The following is a 16,271-nucleotide window of genomic DNA, read 5'->3' as shown; positions in this document are numbered from 1 at the left end:
GCTTGCTCGAGTCGACGCAGACCCCGGGCACCTCGCTGGCCCGTCGTTGGTACCGGTGGTGCCACGGCACCCCGATATCTTGGCCCACCGTCCGGCACGGCCGAAGCTTGCGACAGATTACCGTCAGTCGGCCAGAGGGCTTCCACAATAGAGGTACAATATGGAGCCATTTCACAACCCTCAGTCACTCGGTGGCTCGACAAAACCCCTCGAACCGCCACATCACCGACTCAGCGCACGGTTGTCGGGCGGAGAGCGATCGCCTTGAGCAAGATGTCACCGATGTTGGCCGGATCCTCGGTTACGAACACCCCGCCGCCGGTGGTATTGGTGATCGACTCCAGTTCCTCCTGACTCACCCCGTCGCCGATGCCAACGTAGATCACCTGGATGGGCCGCTGTGGATCAGCCGCCTCGGCCAGCTCGGCCAACAGCTCATCCTGGGTCAACCCGCTGTCGTCCTCGTTCCTACCATCAGTGAAGATCACCACCGAGTTGACACGCCCGGCTGCCCATTCGTCCTGCACCGTCAGATAAGCGGCGAGCGTCGTGTCGTACAAACCGGTATTTCCGTTTCGCTTCGGCACGACCTCCGACAGCGACGCTTCCAGCTCCGCCCGACGGCTACTCAACGGGCTGATCGGTACGAGTTCCCGCCAGTCCTGCTCGCCGTCCAGCTGAGTGGAGAAGATCCACAGTCCGAGGGCCCACGAATCGTCGAACAGACTGAGCCCTCGGCGGGCCGCCTCCCGGGTGAGGTCGGCGCGGGTGACGTTGTTCGCGGTGGGCACCGGCTCCAGCATCGAACCGGAGACGTCGATCACCGCGAGCATCTGAGCGGGCAGGGTGACCGACGTCCAGGTCGCGAGGGTCCGGTCGATCACCACCGGGTCCAGGCCGCCGGCCGCCGTACCGCCGGAGTCCGGGGTGACGGTAGCCGGTGCGGTGCCGGCCGGACTGGGCGCTCCCTGAGGGGCGCTGAAGCCGGCACCCCAGGTGCCGTCCGGCGCCCGTAGCCCCTGATCACCGAGCCGGTTCCGGAACCCGGCACCGGTCAGCACCGAGTAGAAGTTGGCCGCCGCCGCGGCTGTCGCCGGGTCGGCACCCGGCAGCACCGCGTACGGGTAGTCGAGCGACATCGGCGCCGGTTCCAGGTACAGCGCTGCGAGCGCGATTGGCGGCTGCGCGGCGTTGTACTCGATCACGTCCTCCTCGGACAGGGCGGCGGCGCCGAGCGCGGAGGCGACCGACGCTGGGTCGGCCGAGCGGGGGAAGCGGGCGATCAGGTCCTCCCGCAGCGCGGACCGGCCGGTGGCCAGGGCGCGCAGCGCCGCCGTGGTCGCCTGCTGGGCGTTCGCTCCCGCCTCGCCGGCCGCCTCACCGAGGGCGAGCAGGCCGGACAGGCCGGCGGCGTCCCGGGTCGGTTCGACGATGCCGGTCCGCAGCTCGGTGCCGGTGGTGATCTGCTGCAGCAGGTCGGTCCAGGTCAGCTGCTGGTCGGGCCAGCCCAGGTTGGTCGCCACCGGCTCGGGCATCGCGACCACCACCGGGCTGCGGGCCACCGACTCGTTGTTGGCCGGGGTGAACCCGGGGGCCAGTGAACTCAGCCGGAGCAGCCAGGTGGACGAATCGGGCACCCACACGTCCGGCGCAATCGCCGTACCGCTGGCCTGGCCGACCCCGGCCAGCGCGACACCGTGCTGCCCGGCCACCACAGCGGCCACGTCGACCGGGTCGGATGCGGTGACCTCGACCGCGACGCAGGTGTCCCCGACCGCGCCGCCCTCGGCCCGCCACTGGTCCGCCGCCGCCTGCACGGCGGGCGCGATCTCCGGCGCGGCGGAGACGACCAACGGCAGCGCCCCGGAGCAGGACTCGGCGGTGAGACGTTGGGAGCCGAACCAGACCCCGGCGGTGACGACGACCAGCGCCATCGCCGCTGCGATGGCGCTGGCTCCGCGAACTCGACGTCGCATTCGATGGCGGCCTGGCACGGTCCCATACTCCGGATGCGCAGGCCGCTGTGCCAGGTACGTTCGGACGAAAGTTACGGAGGAGAAACACTTGAATGGAAATTGGTGACTTCAGGTAGCCGCGCCGCTTCCGTACGTTTCGAGAAGACCGGCAGGACCCTGTCTGCCTGGACAAACAGCCCGCGCCGGCATGGGACGGACATCAGCCGCACAGTCCTCAGAAACCCGGCAGTACGCAGGTCGGTGTCGGCACCGGGACCGGGTCACCGACCGGGGTCGGCATCCCGTCGGAGGAGTCGATCACGAACACGCCCACCGAGCCCGACCTCTCGTTGGCGACGTACAGATGATCGCCGACGATCGCGAAGTGACGCGGCCAGTGGCCGCCGGTGGGCACCTCGGCGAGGTACCTCGGCTGGTCGGGGACGGCCAGCGAGAAGACCGCGACGGTGTCCGGGCCGCGGTTGGCGACGTAGAGGAACCGGCCGCCCCGCCCGACCGCGATCTCGGCGGGCTGCGCACCGCCGGCCGCACCGCCGGACGACCTACTCGCCGGCACCCGGGCCCGCTCGGTCAGCCCGCCGGCCCCGTCGATCTCGTACGCCGTCACGCTGGCATCCAGCTCCCCCACCAGGTACGCCCACCGGCCGTCAGGGTGCCGGGCGAGATGCCGAGGCCCGCTGCCCGGCGTCGCCGCGACAGCCGGGTCCGGCTCGGTCAGCGTGCCGGTAGCCGGGTCGAGCAGGTAGCGGTGCACGGCGTCAGTACCCAGGTCGACGACGTAGAGCCCGGCACCGGCCGCGTCCGGGGAGACCATGTGGGCGTGCGGACCCTCCTGCCGGTCGGGTCGGGGCCCGGCGCCCGAATGCGTCTGCAGATCGGTACGCGGCAGTAGCGCCCCGTCGTCGTCGACCGGATGCACCGCGACGCTGCCGCTGACGTAGTTCGCGCTGACCAGATGCCCACCCGTCGCGGCGAACGCCAGGTGACACGGGCTCGACCCGCCGGTGGACCGACTACCCAGCGGACGCAGTCGGTCGCCGTGCACCGACCAGGCGCTGACGGTGCCCTCGTCCAGCTCGTTGACCGCGTACAGCACCGGACGGTGCGGGTGCCGGGCGAGGAACGACGGCGATGCGCACTCGGCGGCCAGAGTGGGCCCGCTGAGCTGGCCGGTCGCCGGATCCCGTCGGGCAACTACCACCCCGGCTCCGTTGCCACCGCCCTCGGCCGTGTAGCAGCCGAGGTAGATCGTGTCTGCCGCCGGATTCGGCTCCGCTACGCGCACCGGACTCCCTTCCGCCGTCCGCGTCGGCCCGGCTCGGCCGAAACCCGGGCCGCCGACGTCGGACGCTCGATTCAATCCGAACGATCCTATAGGATCTTTGATCTACCCGCTGCCGGGCCAGGCAACCAGGGTCGACGGCCCGCGGGTTGAGCACCGAGGAGGGTCCCGTGCGGCCAGCGCGTCGTCTCACCCTCACCGACGACGTGTACGAGACCGTCCGCGCCCAGGTGATGGACCACGTGGTCGCCCCGGGCGCCCGGATCAACATCGACGCTCTGGCCCGCGACCTGCAGGTCTCGCCCACCCCGGTGCGCGAGGCGCTCGCCCGGCTGGAAGCCGACGGGCTGGTCCGCAAGCGCCCACTGGTCGGATACACCGCCACGCCACTGCTTACCCGCGAGGAGTTCGACGAACTCGTCGAGATGCGGCTGGTCCTGGAAACCGCCGCCGCCCGACGGGCCGCCGGCCGGTCAGCGACCGCCGAACCGGCCGTCCTCGGTCTGCTCCGCGAGGCCGCCGACCTGCCCGGTCCGGTACCCGGCGCGCAGGGCTACGCGAGCATCGCCGCCTTCACCGCCCAGGACGCCCGGTTCCACAACCTGCTCGCCGAACAGTCCGGCAACCGGATGCTGCACGACGCGGTCGTCCGCCTCCGGCCGCACCTGCACCTGTTCCGGCTGCACTTCCCGCCGACCCACTACCGCACCAGCGGGGCCGAACACCACCGGATCGTCGACGCGGTGGCGTCCGGCGATCCGGACCGGGCAGAGACAGCGGTACGCGAGCATCTGCTCGCCGCCCGGCAACGCCACCTCCCCTTCTTCCGGCAGGGCTGACCCGATGCGTGTCGCGCTCTTCGTCACCTGCGTCAACGACGTGCTCTATCCGGGCACCGGACGGGCGGTCGTGCAGTTGCTGGAGCGGCTCGGGCACACTGTCGACTTTCCGCTCGACCAGAGCTGCTGCGGGCAACTGCACGGCAACAGCGGATACCGGGCCGAGGCGATACCCCTGGTCCGCCGGTTCGTCGAGACGTTCCGTGACCACTCGGTGGTGGTCGCGCCGTCCGGTTCGTGCGTGGCGATGGTCCGCGACGCGTACCCGCGACTGGCCGCCGACGACCCGGCGCTCGCCGCCGCGGTCGACGAGCTACGCCCCCGGGTGTACGAACTGTCCGAGATGCTGGTCGACGTGCTCGGCGTCACCGACGTCGGAGCCACCTTCCCGCACCCGGTCACCTACCACCCGACCTGCCACGGGCTACGGATGCTGCGGCTGGGCGACCGGCCGCTGCGGCTGCTGCGCGCGGTCCGCGGGATCGACCTGCGCGACCTGCCGGACGCCGAGGAGTGCTGCGGTTTCGGCGGCACCTTCGCGATGCGCAACGCCGCCGTCTCCAGCGCCATGCTGGCCGACAAGTGCCGGGCGGTACGCGGCACCGGCGCCCGCTACCTTGCGGCGGCCGACAACTCGTGCCTGGCCCATATCGGCGGCGGGCTGACCCGGTCCGGCAACCCGGTACGGGCGGTGCACTACGCGCAGATCCTGGCCGGCACGGCAGAGGAGCCGAATTGATCAGCACCAGCGACGACAGCGGCACCGGCGACGACAGCGGCACCGGCGACAACAGCGGCACCGGCAACGTGACCGCCCGGCTGCCGTTCCCCACCGCGGCGGCCCGCGAGCTGGGCAACGCCCAGCTGCGGGCCAACCTGCACCGGGCCACCCGCACCATCCGGGGCAAGCGGGAGCGGATGGTCGCCGAGCTGCCGGACTGGGAGGCGCTGCGGGTCGCCGGGGCGGCGGTCAAGGACGACGTGCTGGCCCGCCTGCCCGAGCTGCTCGAGGAGTTCGAGGCGGCGGCCACCGCCGCCGGGGCCCAGGTGCACTGGGCGCGGGACGGGGCCGAAGCGGGCCGGGTGGTGACCGACCTGGTCCGGCGGACCGGCGCCGACCAGGTCGTCAAGATCAAATCAATGGTCACCCAGGAGATCGGGCTCAACGAGACCCTCGCGGCGGCCGGCATCGAAGCGATCGAGACCGACCTCGCCGAGCTCATCGTCCAGCTGGCCGGCGACACGCCGTCGCACATCCTGGTCCCGGCGATCCACTACAACCGGACGCAGATCCGGGAGATCTTCGCCCGCCGGATGCCCGGTGTCGACCTGACCACCCTCACCGACGACCCGCCGGCGCTGGCCGAGGCGGCCCGCCGCCACCTGCGGGAACGGTTCCTCTCCGCGCGAGTGGCGATCTCCGGGGCGAACTTCGCCGTGGCACGCACCGGCACCCTCGTGGTGGTCGAGTCCGAGGGCAACGGACGGATGTGCCTGACTCTGCCGCAGACGATGATCTCGGTGGTCGGGGTGGAGAAGATCGTCCCGACCTTCCAGGACCTGGAGATCTTCCTGCAGCTGCTGCCGCGTTCGTCGACCGGCGAACGGATGAACCCGTACACCTCGATGTGGACCGGGGTGACCCCCGGCGACGGGCCGCAGCAGCTGCACATCGTGCTGCTCGACAACGGTCGGGCCGACACCCTGGCCGACCCGGTCGGCCGCCAGGCGCTGCGCTGCATCCGCTGCTCCGCCTGCCTGAACGTCTGCCCGGTCTACGAGCGGGTGGGTGGCCACGCGTACGGCTCGATATACCCGGGGCCGATCGGGGCGATCCTCTCCCCACAGCTGACCGGCCCCCGGGCCGGCGCCAACCGGACCCTGCCGTTCGCCTCGACCCTCTGCGGTGCCTGCTTCGACGCCTGCCCGGTACGCATCGACATCCCGCAGGTGCTGGTGCACCTGCGCCAGCGTGGGGTCGACGAGGTCCGCTGGCGCCCGTCCGCCGAGCGCGCCGCGATGGGCGCGATGTCCTGGGTGATGCGCGACCGCCGACGGTACGCCGCCGCGCTGCGCGCCGCCCGGCGGGCCGCCGCCCCGGTACGGCTGGTCGCCGGGCGGCGCGGCACGGTCCGCCGACTGCCGTGGCCGCTGGCCGGTTGGACGGCGAGCCGGGACGCACCGGTGCCACCCCGGCAGAGTTTCCGTGACTGGTGGCTGACCCGCTCCGACGACCGGACCGGACCGCAGGACGACAGCGCCGGACCGCACGAGGACGGGAGGCCACCCGGTGGCTGACGCCCGTACCGAGATCCTGGCCCGGTTGCGGACGGCGCGGGACCACCAGCCGGCACCGGTTCCGGTGCCACGCGGATACCGGACCGCCGGCGCGGACCCGACCGGCGCGGACCCGGTGGCTCTGTTGGTGGACCGGCTGCTCGACTACCGGGCGACGGTGCACCGGTGCGTCCCGGACCGGTTGGCCGACCTGATCGCCGAGGTACTCACCGGAGTACGCCGGGTCGCGGTGCCGCCGGACCTGCCGGACGGCTGGCTGGGCGGCTGCACCGCAGAGGTACTACGCGACGGCCCGACCCGACCGCTGTCCGTCACCGACCTGGACCAGCCCGGCCTGGCCGCGCTGACCGGCTGCGCGGTGGCGATCGGCCGGACCGGGACGGTGCTGCTGGACACCGGGCCGGCGCAGGGTCCGCGCCGGCTCACCCTGGTGCCCGACCACCACGTCTGTGTGGTCCGGACCGACCAGGTGGTGGCCGAGGTACCGGCTGCGCTAGCCCGGCTGGCCGACCCGACCCGACCGATCACGCTGATCTCCGGGCCGTCCGCCACCAGCGACATCGAGCTGAACCGGGTGGAAGGGGTGCACGGGCCGCGCCGGCTGGACGTCGTGCTGGTCGACACCGGCCGGCAACCGGCGGCAGGTCAGCCCGCCGGCACCGGCTGACCGCGCAGGTACGCCACATGCTCGACCAACGCGATCAGCACCGTCTTGCCCGAGCCACGGTTGCGGGCGTCGCACAGCACGATCGGCACGTCCGGGTCGAGGTCCAGCGCACGGCGCACCGAGTCCTGACTGAACTGCTGCGCCCCTTCGAAGCAGTTGACCCCGACCACGAACGGCGTACCCCGCTGTTCGAAGTAGTCGACCGACGGGAAACAGTCGGCGAGCCGGCGGGTGTCGGCCAGCACCACCGCACCGAGCGCGCCGAACGCCAACTCGTCCCAGAGAAACCAGAACCGGTCCTGCCCCGGCGTACCGAACAGATAGACCTGCAAATCATCGTTGATGGTGATCCGGCCGAAGTCCATCGCGACGGTCGTGGTGTTCTTGCCCTCCACCCAGGACGTGTCGTCGGTGCCCAGGCTGGCGCTGGTCAGCACCTCCTCGGTCTGCAGCGGCCGGATCTCACTGACTGCGCCGACCAGGGTGGTCTTCCCGACGCCGAAACCGCCCGCGATGAGTATCTTCAGCGCGAGTGGGACCCGCCGAGAGGGCTGATGCCGGTTAGAGCGCACGGAGTCCATTGACCACCGCCTTGAGTATGTCGTCGTGGGGGTGAGCGGCCGAAGCCGGGGGTTCGTAGAGGGCGATCAGTCCGGCGGCGAGCAGGTCCCCGAGCAGGACCCGGACCACACCGAGCGCGAGATCAAGGTCGGCCGCCAGGTCGGCGACCGAGACCGGCTGCTGGGCCAGCCCGACGATGCGCCGATGTTCCGGCTGCAGCGCAACTTCGGCGCCGACGCCCTCCGGGGCTTTCGCCACCACGAAGGCCAGCAGGTCGAAGGTGGCACCGGTCGGCTGCACCCGGCCACCGGTCACCGCGTACGGACGGACCACCGGGCCGGCGTCTGAGTCCAGCCAGTCGTGGGGTCCGGCCGGGTCACCCCGCATCGGATTGCGCCGCCGGTGTCCGGCTCGGCGTGCTGAGAGTCTGCCCGACCCTGGTGACCAGCATCGCCATCTCGTACGCGATCAGGCCGATGTCCGCGTCGGCCGCGCTGAGCACCGCCAGGCAGGCCCCGTGCCCGGCTGCGGTGACGAACAGGTACGCCGACTCCATCTCGATCACGGTTTGCCGTACCGGGCCCGACCCGAAGTGCCGGCTGGCACCCTTGGCGAGGCTCTGGAAGCCGGCGGCCATCGCCGCCATGTGCTCGGCACCCTCCCGGGTCAGCCCTCGCGACGCGCCCATCAGCAGGCCGTCGGCGGAGAGCACGACGGCCTGCTGCGCGGTCGGGACCCGGTCGACGAGGTCGTCGAGCAGCCAGTCGAGGTTCATCGCATGCCGCATGGTATGCACAGCTACAGCTCCCTCTCCGACTCTTCCGTCGCCGGGGGCGGCAGCACCGCGCCCGGAGGCGGAGTCGCGGTGCCCCGGACCGGGCCGGTCGACCCGGTCGGGGACGGTTCCGATGCCACGGAAGCCGGCTCGTCGCCGGAACCGGGGGTGCCGTCGCCGACCGGCAGCACCGGGCCGCCGTCGACGATCGGCGTCGTGTCGCCGGCGCCATCCGGCTGCGAGGCCGCCGGCAGGCCGGCCGCCTGCCGGCCTCGGGCGGTTCCCGCCTGCAACGCGGACATCAGGGACCGCACCTCCTGCGGGGACCGTTGCGGGGCTTCCCGCAGCGGCTGACCGTCGGCCCCGGACGAATCGGGCGCCTGGCGCAGTTGGGGCGCCAGGCTGGACTGGCGTACCCGGCGCGGCAGGCCGTCCTCGGTGGTCGCGCCGGCGCCGTTGGACCGCCGGGTCGGCAGGGTGGTGGGACGGCGGCGGGACGGCAGCTGAACCCCGGTCGGCTCCGCTGCGGGCTCGGGGCTCGGGCGGGGGGTGGCCAGCGCGTCCGGCGCGGGAGTCTGCCGGACCGTGGTCAGTGCGGTAGGTGGCCGACCGGACGGCAGCGCCAGCACCTCGGACTCGGGCACCACCAGCTCCGCCGGGATCAGCGTGACGGCGGTGATCCCGCCGAACGGTGACGGCCGGAGCCGGACCCGTACGCCGTGCTTGGCCGCCAACTGGGCGACAACGAACAGGCCGAGCCGGGCGCTGTTGTGCGGGTCGAAGTTCGGCGGCTCGGCGAGGCGCTGGTTGGCGTCTTCGATCGCGTCCGGCTCCATGCCGAGACCCCGATCCTCAACCTCGACCGCGTACCCGTTGGGCAGGCTCTGCCCGATAACGGTGACCCGGGTCTGCGGCGGCGAGAAGGAGGTGGCGTTCTCGATCAGCTCGGCCAGCAGGTGGATGACGTCGCCCACGGCCCGGCCGGCGACCGCCGCGGCCTCCACGGTCGTGACGTGCACCCGGGCGTAGTCCTCGACCTCGGAGACGGCGCCCCGGATCACGTCGACCATCGGCACCGGGTTGCGCCATCCCCGGCCCGGTGCCGCTCCCGCGAGGATCACCAGGTCCTCCGCGTGCCGGCGCATCCGGGTCGCCATGTGGTCGACCCGGAACAGATCCTCCAGCTCCGTCGGGTCGGTGCTGCGCCGTTCCATCCGGTCCAGTACGGCCAGCTGCCGGTGCAGCAGCGTCTGGCTGCGTCGGGCGATGTTGAGAAACGTCTCGTTCAGCCCACGACGCAGCGCCGCCTCCTCGACGGCCGATCGTACGGCGGTCCGCTGCACCTCACTGAACGCGTGCCCGACCTGGCCGATCTCGTCGGCGCCGTACTCCAGCGGCGGGGCTTCGGTGACGACGTCGACGTCCTCGCCGCGGCGTAGCCGGGCGACCACCCCGGGCAGCCGCTCGCCGGCCAGCTCCAGGGCGGCGGCGCGCAGCCCGGTCAGCCGGTGGATCAGCGACCGGCCGACCCGCAGCGAGATGACCACGGAGACGATCACCGCGGCCAGGCCGACCAGTCCGGCTGCGGCGAGTCGGGCCAGAATGGCGATCGCGGTCGGCATGCTGCGTTCGGTCAGCGCGTCGGCGGCGAGCAGCTCGAAGTCGCGCAGCTGCTCCTGGACCAACTGGTAGCTGCCCCGCCATCTGGACTCGGATACCGGCAGCCCGTCCTCAGTGGGCCCACCGGCGATCAGCGTGTCCTGCATCTGCCGTAGCCCGGTGTAGTCGTCGCCGGCGGCGAGCTGGTGGTAGGCCCGGCTGTCCGGGTCGGGCAGCTCGGCCACCGCCCGGTCGAACAGCAACCGCTGGTTGGCGACGATCTGCACCAACTGCAGGTGGCCGGCGGAGGTCAGCTCACCGGCGGCGAAGGCCCCGGCGAGCAGAGCGTCGGTCCGGCCGAGCAGGTCGCGGCCCAGCCCGATGTCGGTCAACGCCCGCGCCTGGCGGTTGATCTCGTTGTCCGGCAGCCCGGCCAACGCCCCGAACATCTGAAACGCGGTGTCGACGATGCCGCTGTACAGGCCCAGCGCGCCGGCTGCGTCCATCTCCCGACGCTCGATGAACCCCCGGCCGGACGGCAGCAGCTCCAACTCGGACAGGGTCGCCGCGATCCGCTCGTCCAGCACAGACGGATCCGCCGGCGGTTCGTCGCCGCGAGCAGAGCTTTGGAACTCGTCGACCGCCGCGTCGGTGGCCTTCCACTGGTCGCGCAACTGCCGCAGGTCACCGGCGCGCAGCGCGTTCTGCCCCTCGGCGCGGGACAGGTACACCACGGAGAGTCGGCGTTCCCGCTGCAGCTCGGCCACCACCGCCTCGCCGGGGCGGCCGACGTCGTCGAGCAGTGCCTGGGCACCCAGCAGGCTCAGTGCCGGGCCGACGGTCAACGACGTCGCGAAGATCCACAGCGCCAGCAGCGCGGCGATCGGGACAGCGACCAGCGCAACGATCTTCGAGCGGATCGACCAGTTGCGGGTATTCATCAGACCTCGCCGGCGCGGTGGTGGCTGAGCTGGCGCGGCGGATGCGAACCGACCGGTCCGGGTGAGTGGATGGTCAGTCGCGTCCGGCGCCTCCGGAAGGATACGTAATTAACGGCTCAGGCACTACCAGAGGCACTCAGCGGTCGATTGTGGGCACGGAGCGTACCGAAAGCGGCAGCATCCACGGTCCTCGTCGCGACCTGCAGCGGACCATCCCGGCGAGCGATCCGGATCAGATGCCGACGAGATCGTCAAGGAGATGTGACAAACCTGGATTGAGGATCCGGGTCGAGCGGGAATACCAGGGTGAGAAGGAGGAACAACCATGTCGCCCATCGAGATCGTCCTCATCGCCGCCGTACTTCTCGTCGTGCTCGCGGCGCTCGCCCTGCTCTGGACCCGGTGGCGGCGGCGCCACGACCTGCGTGGCACCTTCGGTCCGGAGTACGACCGGGTCGTCGCCGAGCAGGACAGCCGCAGCGCCGCCGAGCGCGAGCTCCGGCAGCGGGAACGCCGGCACGCCGAGTTGACCCTGACTCCGCTGTCCGGAACGTCCCGTGCCCGCTACGCCGCCGCCTGGGCCGACGTGCAGACCCGGTTCGTCGACGCGCCCGGCGCCGCAGTCGGCGACGCCGACGAACTGCTCACCCGGCTGATCGCCGAACTCGGCTACCCGACCGGGGACTACGACGAGCAGGTGGCTCAGCTCTCCGTGGAGCACGCCCGTACGCTCGGCAGGTACCGCGAGGCGCACGAGATCCATCTGGCCAACGAGCGCGGGGAGGCGAGCACCGAGCAGTTGCGTCAGGCGGTGGTGCACTACCGGGCGCTCTTCGCAGAGCTACTCGGCGAGGATCCCGTGCCCACCGCGGCCCCGACCGAGCAAGCCTCGACCCCGACCGAGCAAGCCTCGACCCCGACGGAAGCTTCGACCCGCTGAGGAGAGACATCATGACCCGCACCGATCAGTGGCACGACGAACGTACCGAGGTCATCACCTCGCACGGCGGACCGGGCCGGCCGGACGCCGGTCACGGCCGCGACGGGTACGTGGACCCGGACCGTACCGAGGTCATCTCCGGCGTGGAGACGCCCGAGCGGAACGAGCCGGTCCACCACGAGCCGGTCGAACAGCCGACCGCGTTCGGCGCCGCCACTGTCGGCGGCGCGGTCGCGGCCTCGGCGATGGCCGGCCCGGAGCGGCTACACGAGCCGCGCGACCCCAGCGACGACGACACCGTACAGGTAGGCGACGGCGGCGAACCGGAGCAGACCGGGCAGCCGGAGCCGACCGCCACCGCCGACCGGACGCCCGACCCGGGTTCTTCCCCAAAGGGGATCTTCGGGACGGAGCAGGCAGACGCGTTCCGGGACCGGTGGCGCGACGTGCAGCTGCGCTTCGTCGACGACCCGCACGCCGCGGCGGGCGAGGCACAGAACCTGGTGACCGAGGCCGTCGAGGCAGTCACCGCGGCGCTGACCGCGCAGCGCGACGAACTCGGCGGGTGGACCGACGCCGGTCCGGAGGACACCGAGCAACTGCGGATGGCGGTCCGCCGCTACCGGGATCTGCTGGACCGGGTGCTGTCGATCTGAGCCGTCGGTCGAACTGAGCCGTCGCCAGACCTGAGCCTCCCGATCTCTGCGGCCTCCGGCGCCAGCTGCGCCGGAGGTCGCGCGTTTCCGCCGGGCGGCGCCCGCGCATATTCGCCCCTGCCCCGGGTACCCGGCGCCTCGAAGGCTCCGACGGGAGGGGGCAGCCATGACGGACCGGGACAATGCGATCGGCCGGGTGCCGCTGGAGGAAGAACCGGCAGTGGCCGCCGCGGTCGAGGACGACACCACGGTGCCGCTGCTGGTCACCGACCCGGACACCGAGCAGGACAGTCCGGACTTCCAGCCACCGGACGGCCAGTCCGGTCCGGCAAGGGTGCGAACCGGTGCTGAGCAGCCGTGGGACGCCAAGGACCTCGCGGTGGCCAAGGGTGGTGACGGGAGCCCGGAGCAGGTGGAGCGGGCGCGTCAGGAGCTGGAACACGACGGTGCCGCGGCGATCGAACGCACCGTGCCCTGACCTGCCGTGCCCTGACCTGAGCGCTGACCCGTCAGGGGCAACGGCCGAAATGGGGCGGGGCCCGGTGCCGTGTCCGGCACCGGGCCCCGCTCAGTGTCGAGCGTCCAGCCTTGTCACAGTGGCGGGTACGCGTTCGCCATCAGCTCCTGGAACTGAGCCGAGAACCAGTGCCCGGAAACCGGGGCGTTCGGCAGGGCACCACTCATGTTGTTGTTGTTCCGCGGGTTACCCGTGTACGTCGGGTCACACATCCGGTCGAAACCCTTACCCTCGTCGTTCGGGATCTCCGAGCTCGAACCGTCCGACTCACCCGGCGGCTTGATCCACACGTACGCGTCGATACCCGAAGCGGGCGCCGCGGTCGGACGCTCACCCAGACCCGCACCCGACTGGTTGCACCAGTTGCCCTTCTGGAACCGCCGGTCGATCCGCGACTCGTCGACACGGGTGTCCACATCCGTGGCGTTGCTCGGACCGGTCGGACGGTCCGGACCACCCCAACCGTTACGCGACGTGTCGATCAGCATACCGATGCTCGACGGGAACCCGGCCTGCACCAACCGCTGCCGGAACGCCTGCGCGAACGTCAACTCGTCGTTGTAGTTGTTCCAGTCGATCCACGACGACTGGCGGGTGTTGCTGTCCACCGTGATGTACGGCTCCCGCAACGCCGAGTAGTTCGCCGTGTTCGTGATGAACCCGTGCACATCCGACGGCGACGCACCCGACGCGTTCGCCGCCTGCGCGATGATCTGCGCCGTCGGACCGAAGTTGTCCTCCCAGCCGATCCAGCCGTGATGCCCGGCGTCGATGTAGTTGTACACGTTCGGCACGTCACCCAGCTGCGAGATCGCGTAACCCACACCCGTCACGTAGTTGCCGTTCGCCAGCATCACGTCACACTCAGGCGTCGCCGTCGCCCGGGAACCCACATTCGTCACCAGGTTCGGCAGCGAGTCGATCTCGATCACCGCCACGATCCGCAGATTCCGGTACTCCGCCCGACCCACGATCTCCGCGATCGGATCGATGTACTCCGTCCGGTACGCGCCGATCTCCGTCGGACCCAACTCACCGTTCGACGCCAACGCCGCACAGTCCCGACCCGGCAGGTTGTAGATCACCACCTGGAACACCAACGGACGACTACCGTTCGCCGCGTCCTGCCGCACCGCCTCGTCCAGATGGTCCGCCAGACCCATGTCACCCGTCGTCGGGCTGTTGTTGCCGTAGATCGCACTCGTGCGGTCCAGCCACACACCCGTCGGCTCGTCCGCGATCCGGCTACCACCCGGCTCAGCCGCCGCGTTCGCACTCCAGATCGGGTTCACGTAGACATCGGCACCCACGTACGGGTTGTCCACCCGCGGCCCACCCGGCGGCGGGGAGGTGGGCGGGGGCGCGGTCGTCGGCGGGGCCGTCGTGGGCGGCGCAGTCGTCGGCGGCGCGGTGGTGGCCGGCGGCGTGGTGCCGACAACCTGACCGGTGCAGGCGACGCCGTTGAGCCGGAACACCGTGGGCGCGGTGTTGGTGCCGGAGTAGCTCGCGTTGAAGCCGGGGTTGACGCTGGCGTTGGTGCCCAGCGAACCGTTCCACGGCGCATTGCGCAGAGTCACCCGGTTGCCGCTCTGGGTGAATTCACTGTTCCACGCCTGGGTGATCTGCTGGTTGCCGGAGTAGTCCCACTCCAGGGCCCAGCTGCTTAGCGGGTCACCGAGGTTGGTGACGGTCAGGTTGGCGGTGAATCCGGTGTTCCACTGGTTGACCGAGTAGTTGACACGACACCCGGCCGCGGCGCTGGCCTGGGTGGCCGCGACCACGAGCACACCGGAGCCGAGTACGACCGCGGCGGCCGCGGACAGCCCGCGACGCATCCGCGAGCGCCCAGCGCCGCGTAGTGGGTTCAGGTTCATGCGGAGTTGTCTCCTCGCGACATAACTGGTCACCGGCACGTCGGCCGGGACCCTGGTGAGGTCGGTGCGCCACCTGTCGTCGGATGGACGACTCGGCGGTCGAATCGCCGGCCGGAAGATCCGGTTGCCCTCGGCGAAACAGGTGTGCTTGGCTGGCTCCGCAGCGCCAATCGATCATCATCATGTCATGGGAACGCTCCCACCGCAACCGCCCGGAAATCTGCCGGTGACGAACCCACCCGGCACGGCTCAGCGCACACGCCCGGCGCCACCCTGATGCCGGCCCTTGTCGAACCAACCACGCCACGTCGGATGTGACCCAGCCCACCGACCTGCGCGACGCCCGAAATAACCGGCATATCAGGTTGTTGACCCCCGGTGATGGACCGCTAGTCAGTCCGGGCGGCTCGCGAACGGCCCCGCGTCGCCTGGTGTCCAGCACCCTCCCCCCACCCCCGGAGGACACCGGCATGTCCGTCTACGCCAACCCCCGCCTGCACCCGACGCTGCCAGCGCCGCACCCGACCCCACCGCCGACCGGGCACGGCCCGCACCTGCCGTCGGTGACCGTCGTCATCCCCACCATCAACGAGGAACGGAACCTGCCGCACGTCTTCGCCCGGCTCCCCCGCGACGTCGACGAGGTCGTCGTCGTCGACGGCGGCTCGGTCGACCGTACGGTGCAGGTCGCCCGGGAACTCTGGCCTGCGGTGCGGATCGTCCAGCAGACCCGCACCGGCAAGGGCAACGCCCTCGCCTGCGGCTTCGCCGCCGCAACCAGCGACATCGTGGTGATGATCGATGCCGACGGGTCGACCGACCCGGCCGAGATCCCGCGCTTCGTCGCCGCGCTGCTCGCCGGAGCCGACTTCGCCAAGGGTTCCCGCTTCCGCGCCGGTGGCGGCAGCCACGACATCACCCCGCTGCGCCGGCTCGGCAACGAAGGCCTCAACGGCATGGTCAACCTGCTGTTCGGCACCCGGTTCACCGACCTGTGCTACGGCTACAACGCCTTCTGGCGACGGGTGGTCCCAGCGCTGGACCTGCCCGACCCGACCACCCCCCGGCCCGCCGACGGCAGCAAGCTGTGGGGCGACGGTTTCGAGATCGAAACGTTGATCAACGTCCGGGTCGCCGCCCACGGGCTGCGGATCACCGAGGTGCCCAGCATCGAGCACCTACGGATTCACGGCGAGAGCAACCTCGACACGGTGCGCGACGGCACCCGGGTGCTGCGCACCATCCTCAGTGAGTTCGGCCGCGAACGCCGACTGCGCCGGACCCGCCGGCAGCACCGCCGGCAGCGGACCGCCACCGTACCGGTGACCGTCGAGGAGGGCTGAGCG

At 71.3% G+C, this 16,271-nt stretch carries 15 protein-coding genes; 8 read left to right on the top strand and 7 right to left on the bottom strand.

The genetic code is table 11. The features are described 5' to 3' along the window. Window positions 1–230 precede the first annotated feature (230 nt). Both O7621_RS13765 and O7621_RS13760 read right to left on the bottom strand, forming a co-directional pair. Window positions 231–1,934 carry a substrate-binding domain-containing protein gene (locus tag O7621_RS13765; protein ID WP_282234319.1) on the bottom strand — a complete coding sequence of 568 codons (1,704 nt, stop codon included), beginning with the start codon at window positions 1,932–1,934 and terminating at the stop codon, window positions 231–233. A gap of 256 nt (window positions 1,935–2,190) precedes the next feature. Beyond that, window positions 2,191–3,261, bottom strand: a complete 1,071-nt coding sequence (locus O7621_RS13760; RefSeq protein WP_282234318.1) for a lactonase family protein — start codon at window positions 3,259–3,261, stop codon at window positions 2,191–2,193. Window positions 3,262–3,428: 167 nt separating this feature from the next. On the opposite strand from O7621_RS13760, the gene O7621_RS13755 reads away from it, so the two are divergent. The 4 genes from O7621_RS13755 to O7621_RS13740 all read left to right on the top strand — a co-directional run bounded on the left by O7621_RS13755 (window position 3,429) and on the right by O7621_RS13740 (window position 7,062). Beyond that, entirely contained in the window at window positions 3,429–4,097 is a 669-nt protein-coding gene (locus O7621_RS13755; RefSeq protein WP_282234317.1) for a GntR family transcriptional regulator, read from the top strand. A 4-nt stretch (window positions 4,098–4,101) separates the two neighbouring features. Beyond that, entirely contained in the window at window positions 4,102–4,836 is a 735-nt protein-coding gene (locus tag O7621_RS13750) for a (Fe-S)-binding protein (protein WP_282234316.1), read from the top strand. Window positions 4,837–4,904: 68 nt separating this feature from the next. Then, entirely contained in the window at window positions 4,905–6,395 is a 1,491-nt protein-coding gene (locus O7621_RS13745) for a lactate utilization protein B (protein WP_282234589.1), read from the top strand. After that, window positions 6,388–7,062, top strand: a complete 675-nt coding sequence (locus O7621_RS13740) for an LUD domain-containing protein (protein ID WP_282234315.1) — start codon at window positions 6,388–6,390, stop codon at window positions 7,060–7,062. Before O7621_RS13745 ends, O7621_RS13740 begins: the two co-directional genes overlap by 8 nt. Here O7621_RS13740 and O7621_RS13735 read toward each other — a convergent pair. The 4 genes from O7621_RS13735 to O7621_RS13720 are packed head-to-tail and all read right to left on the bottom strand — an operon-like array spanning window position 7,041 to window position 10,938. Further along, window positions 7,041–7,643, bottom strand: coding sequence for an ATP/GTP-binding protein (locus tag O7621_RS13735; protein WP_278167549.1), 603 nt, complete (start codon window positions 7,641–7,643; stop codon window positions 7,041–7,043). The two genes, O7621_RS13740 and O7621_RS13735, sit on opposite strands and share 22 nt — an antisense overlap. After that, window positions 7,624–8,010, bottom strand: coding sequence for a DUF742 domain-containing protein (locus O7621_RS13730; RefSeq protein WP_282234314.1), 387 nt, complete (start codon window positions 8,008–8,010; stop codon window positions 7,624–7,626). The genes O7621_RS13735 and O7621_RS13730 overlap by 20 nt, the downstream gene beginning before the upstream one ends. Continuing rightward, window positions 8,000–8,398 carry a roadblock/LC7 domain-containing protein gene (locus O7621_RS13725; RefSeq protein WP_282234313.1) on the bottom strand — a complete coding sequence of 133 codons (399 nt, stop codon included), beginning with the start codon at window positions 8,396–8,398 and terminating at the stop codon, window positions 8,000–8,002. Before O7621_RS13725 ends, O7621_RS13730 begins: the two co-directional genes overlap by 11 nt. A gap of 23 nt (window positions 8,399–8,421) precedes the next feature. Further along, window positions 8,422–10,938 carry a nitrate- and nitrite sensing domain-containing protein gene (locus tag O7621_RS13720; protein WP_282234312.1) on the bottom strand — a complete coding sequence of 839 codons (2,517 nt, stop codon included), beginning with the start codon at window positions 10,936–10,938 and terminating at the stop codon, window positions 8,422–8,424. Window positions 10,939–11,263: 325 nt separating this feature from the next. On the opposite strand from O7621_RS13720, the gene O7621_RS13715 reads away from it, so the two are divergent. The 3 genes from O7621_RS13715 (at window position 11,264) to O7621_RS13705 (ending at window position 13,012) form a co-directional block, all read left to right on the top strand. Continuing rightward, window positions 11,264–11,878: a hypothetical protein gene (locus O7621_RS13715; protein WP_282234311.1), complete on the top strand. Its 615-nt coding sequence runs from the start codon at window positions 11,264–11,266 to the stop codon at window positions 11,876–11,878. A gap of 11 nt (window positions 11,879–11,889) precedes the next feature. Continuing rightward, window positions 11,890–12,534, top strand: a complete 645-nt coding sequence (locus O7621_RS13710) for a hypothetical protein (RefSeq protein ID WP_282234310.1) — start codon at window positions 11,890–11,892, stop codon at window positions 12,532–12,534. Between the two features lie 166 nt (window positions 12,535–12,700). Continuing rightward, window positions 12,701–13,012: a hypothetical protein gene (locus O7621_RS13705; RefSeq protein WP_282234309.1), complete on the top strand. Its 312-nt coding sequence runs from the start codon at window positions 12,701–12,703 to the stop codon at window positions 13,010–13,012. A gap of 113 nt (window positions 13,013–13,125) precedes the next feature. Here O7621_RS13705 and O7621_RS13700 read toward each other — a convergent pair whose 3' ends face one another. Further along, the gene (locus O7621_RS13700) at window positions 13,126–14,925 is read right to left on the bottom strand and encodes a glycoside hydrolase family 6 protein (RefSeq protein WP_282234308.1); all 1,800 of its coding nucleotides are present in this window, start codon (window positions 14,923–14,925) and stop codon (window positions 13,126–13,128) included. 470 nt (window positions 14,926–15,395) lie between these two features. Here O7621_RS13700 and O7621_RS13695 point away from each other — a divergent pair, with 470 nt between their 5' ends. Further along, complete coding sequence (locus tag O7621_RS13695) at window positions 15,396–16,268, top strand: glycosyltransferase family 2 protein (protein ID WP_282234307.1); 873 nt, start codon at window positions 15,396–15,398, stop codon at window positions 16,266–16,268. Window positions 16,269–16,271: the final 3 nt, after the last annotated feature.

Source organism: Solwaraspora sp. WMMD937, from assembly GCF_029581175.1.
Taxonomy (GTDB): Bacteria; Actinomycetota; Actinomycetes; order Mycobacteriales; family Micromonosporaceae; genus Micromonospora_E.
This window is presented reverse-complemented; position numbering and strand designations above follow the sequence as displayed.

Bases quoted from the DNA above. Each gene is read 5' to 3' on its own strand.
- O7621_RS13765 (WP_282234319.1), bottom strand. From the start codon at position 1,934: ATGGCGCTGGTCGTCGTCACCGCCGGGGTCTGGTTCGGCTCCCAACGT.
- O7621_RS13750 (WP_282234316.1), top strand. From the start codon at position 4,102: ATGCGTGTCGCGCTCTTCGTCACCTGCGTCAACGACGTGCTCTATCCG.
- O7621_RS13735 (WP_278167549.1), bottom strand. From the start codon at position 7,643: ATGGACTCCGTGCGCTCTAACCGGCATCAGCCCTCTCGGCGGGTCCCA.
- O7621_RS13730 (WP_282234314.1), bottom strand. From the start codon at position 8,010: ATGCGGGGTGACCCGGCCGGACCCCACGACTGGCTGGACTCAGACGCC.
- O7621_RS13725 (WP_282234313.1), bottom strand. From the start codon at position 8,398: ATGAACCTCGACTGGCTGCTCGACGACCTCGTCGACCGGGTCCCGACC.
- O7621_RS13720 (WP_282234312.1), bottom strand. From the start codon at position 10,938: ATGAATACCCGCAACTGGTCGATCCGCTCGAAGATCGTTGCGCTGGTC.
- O7621_RS13715 (WP_282234311.1), top strand. From the start codon at position 11,264: ATGTCGCCCATCGAGATCGTCCTCATCGCCGCCGTACTTCTCGTCGTG.
- O7621_RS13710 (WP_282234310.1), top strand. From the start codon at position 11,890: ATGACCCGCACCGATCAGTGGCACGACGAACGTACCGAGGTCATCACC.
- O7621_RS13705 (WP_282234309.1), top strand. From the start codon at position 12,701: ATGACGGACCGGGACAATGCGATCGGCCGGGTGCCGCTGGAGGAAGAA.
- O7621_RS13700 (WP_282234308.1), bottom strand. From the start codon at position 14,925: ATGAACCTGAACCCACTACGCGGCGCTGGGCGCTCGCGGATGCGTCGC.
- O7621_RS13695 (WP_282234307.1), top strand. From the start codon at position 15,396: ATGTCCGTCTACGCCAACCCCCGCCTGCACCCGACGCTGCCAGCGCCG.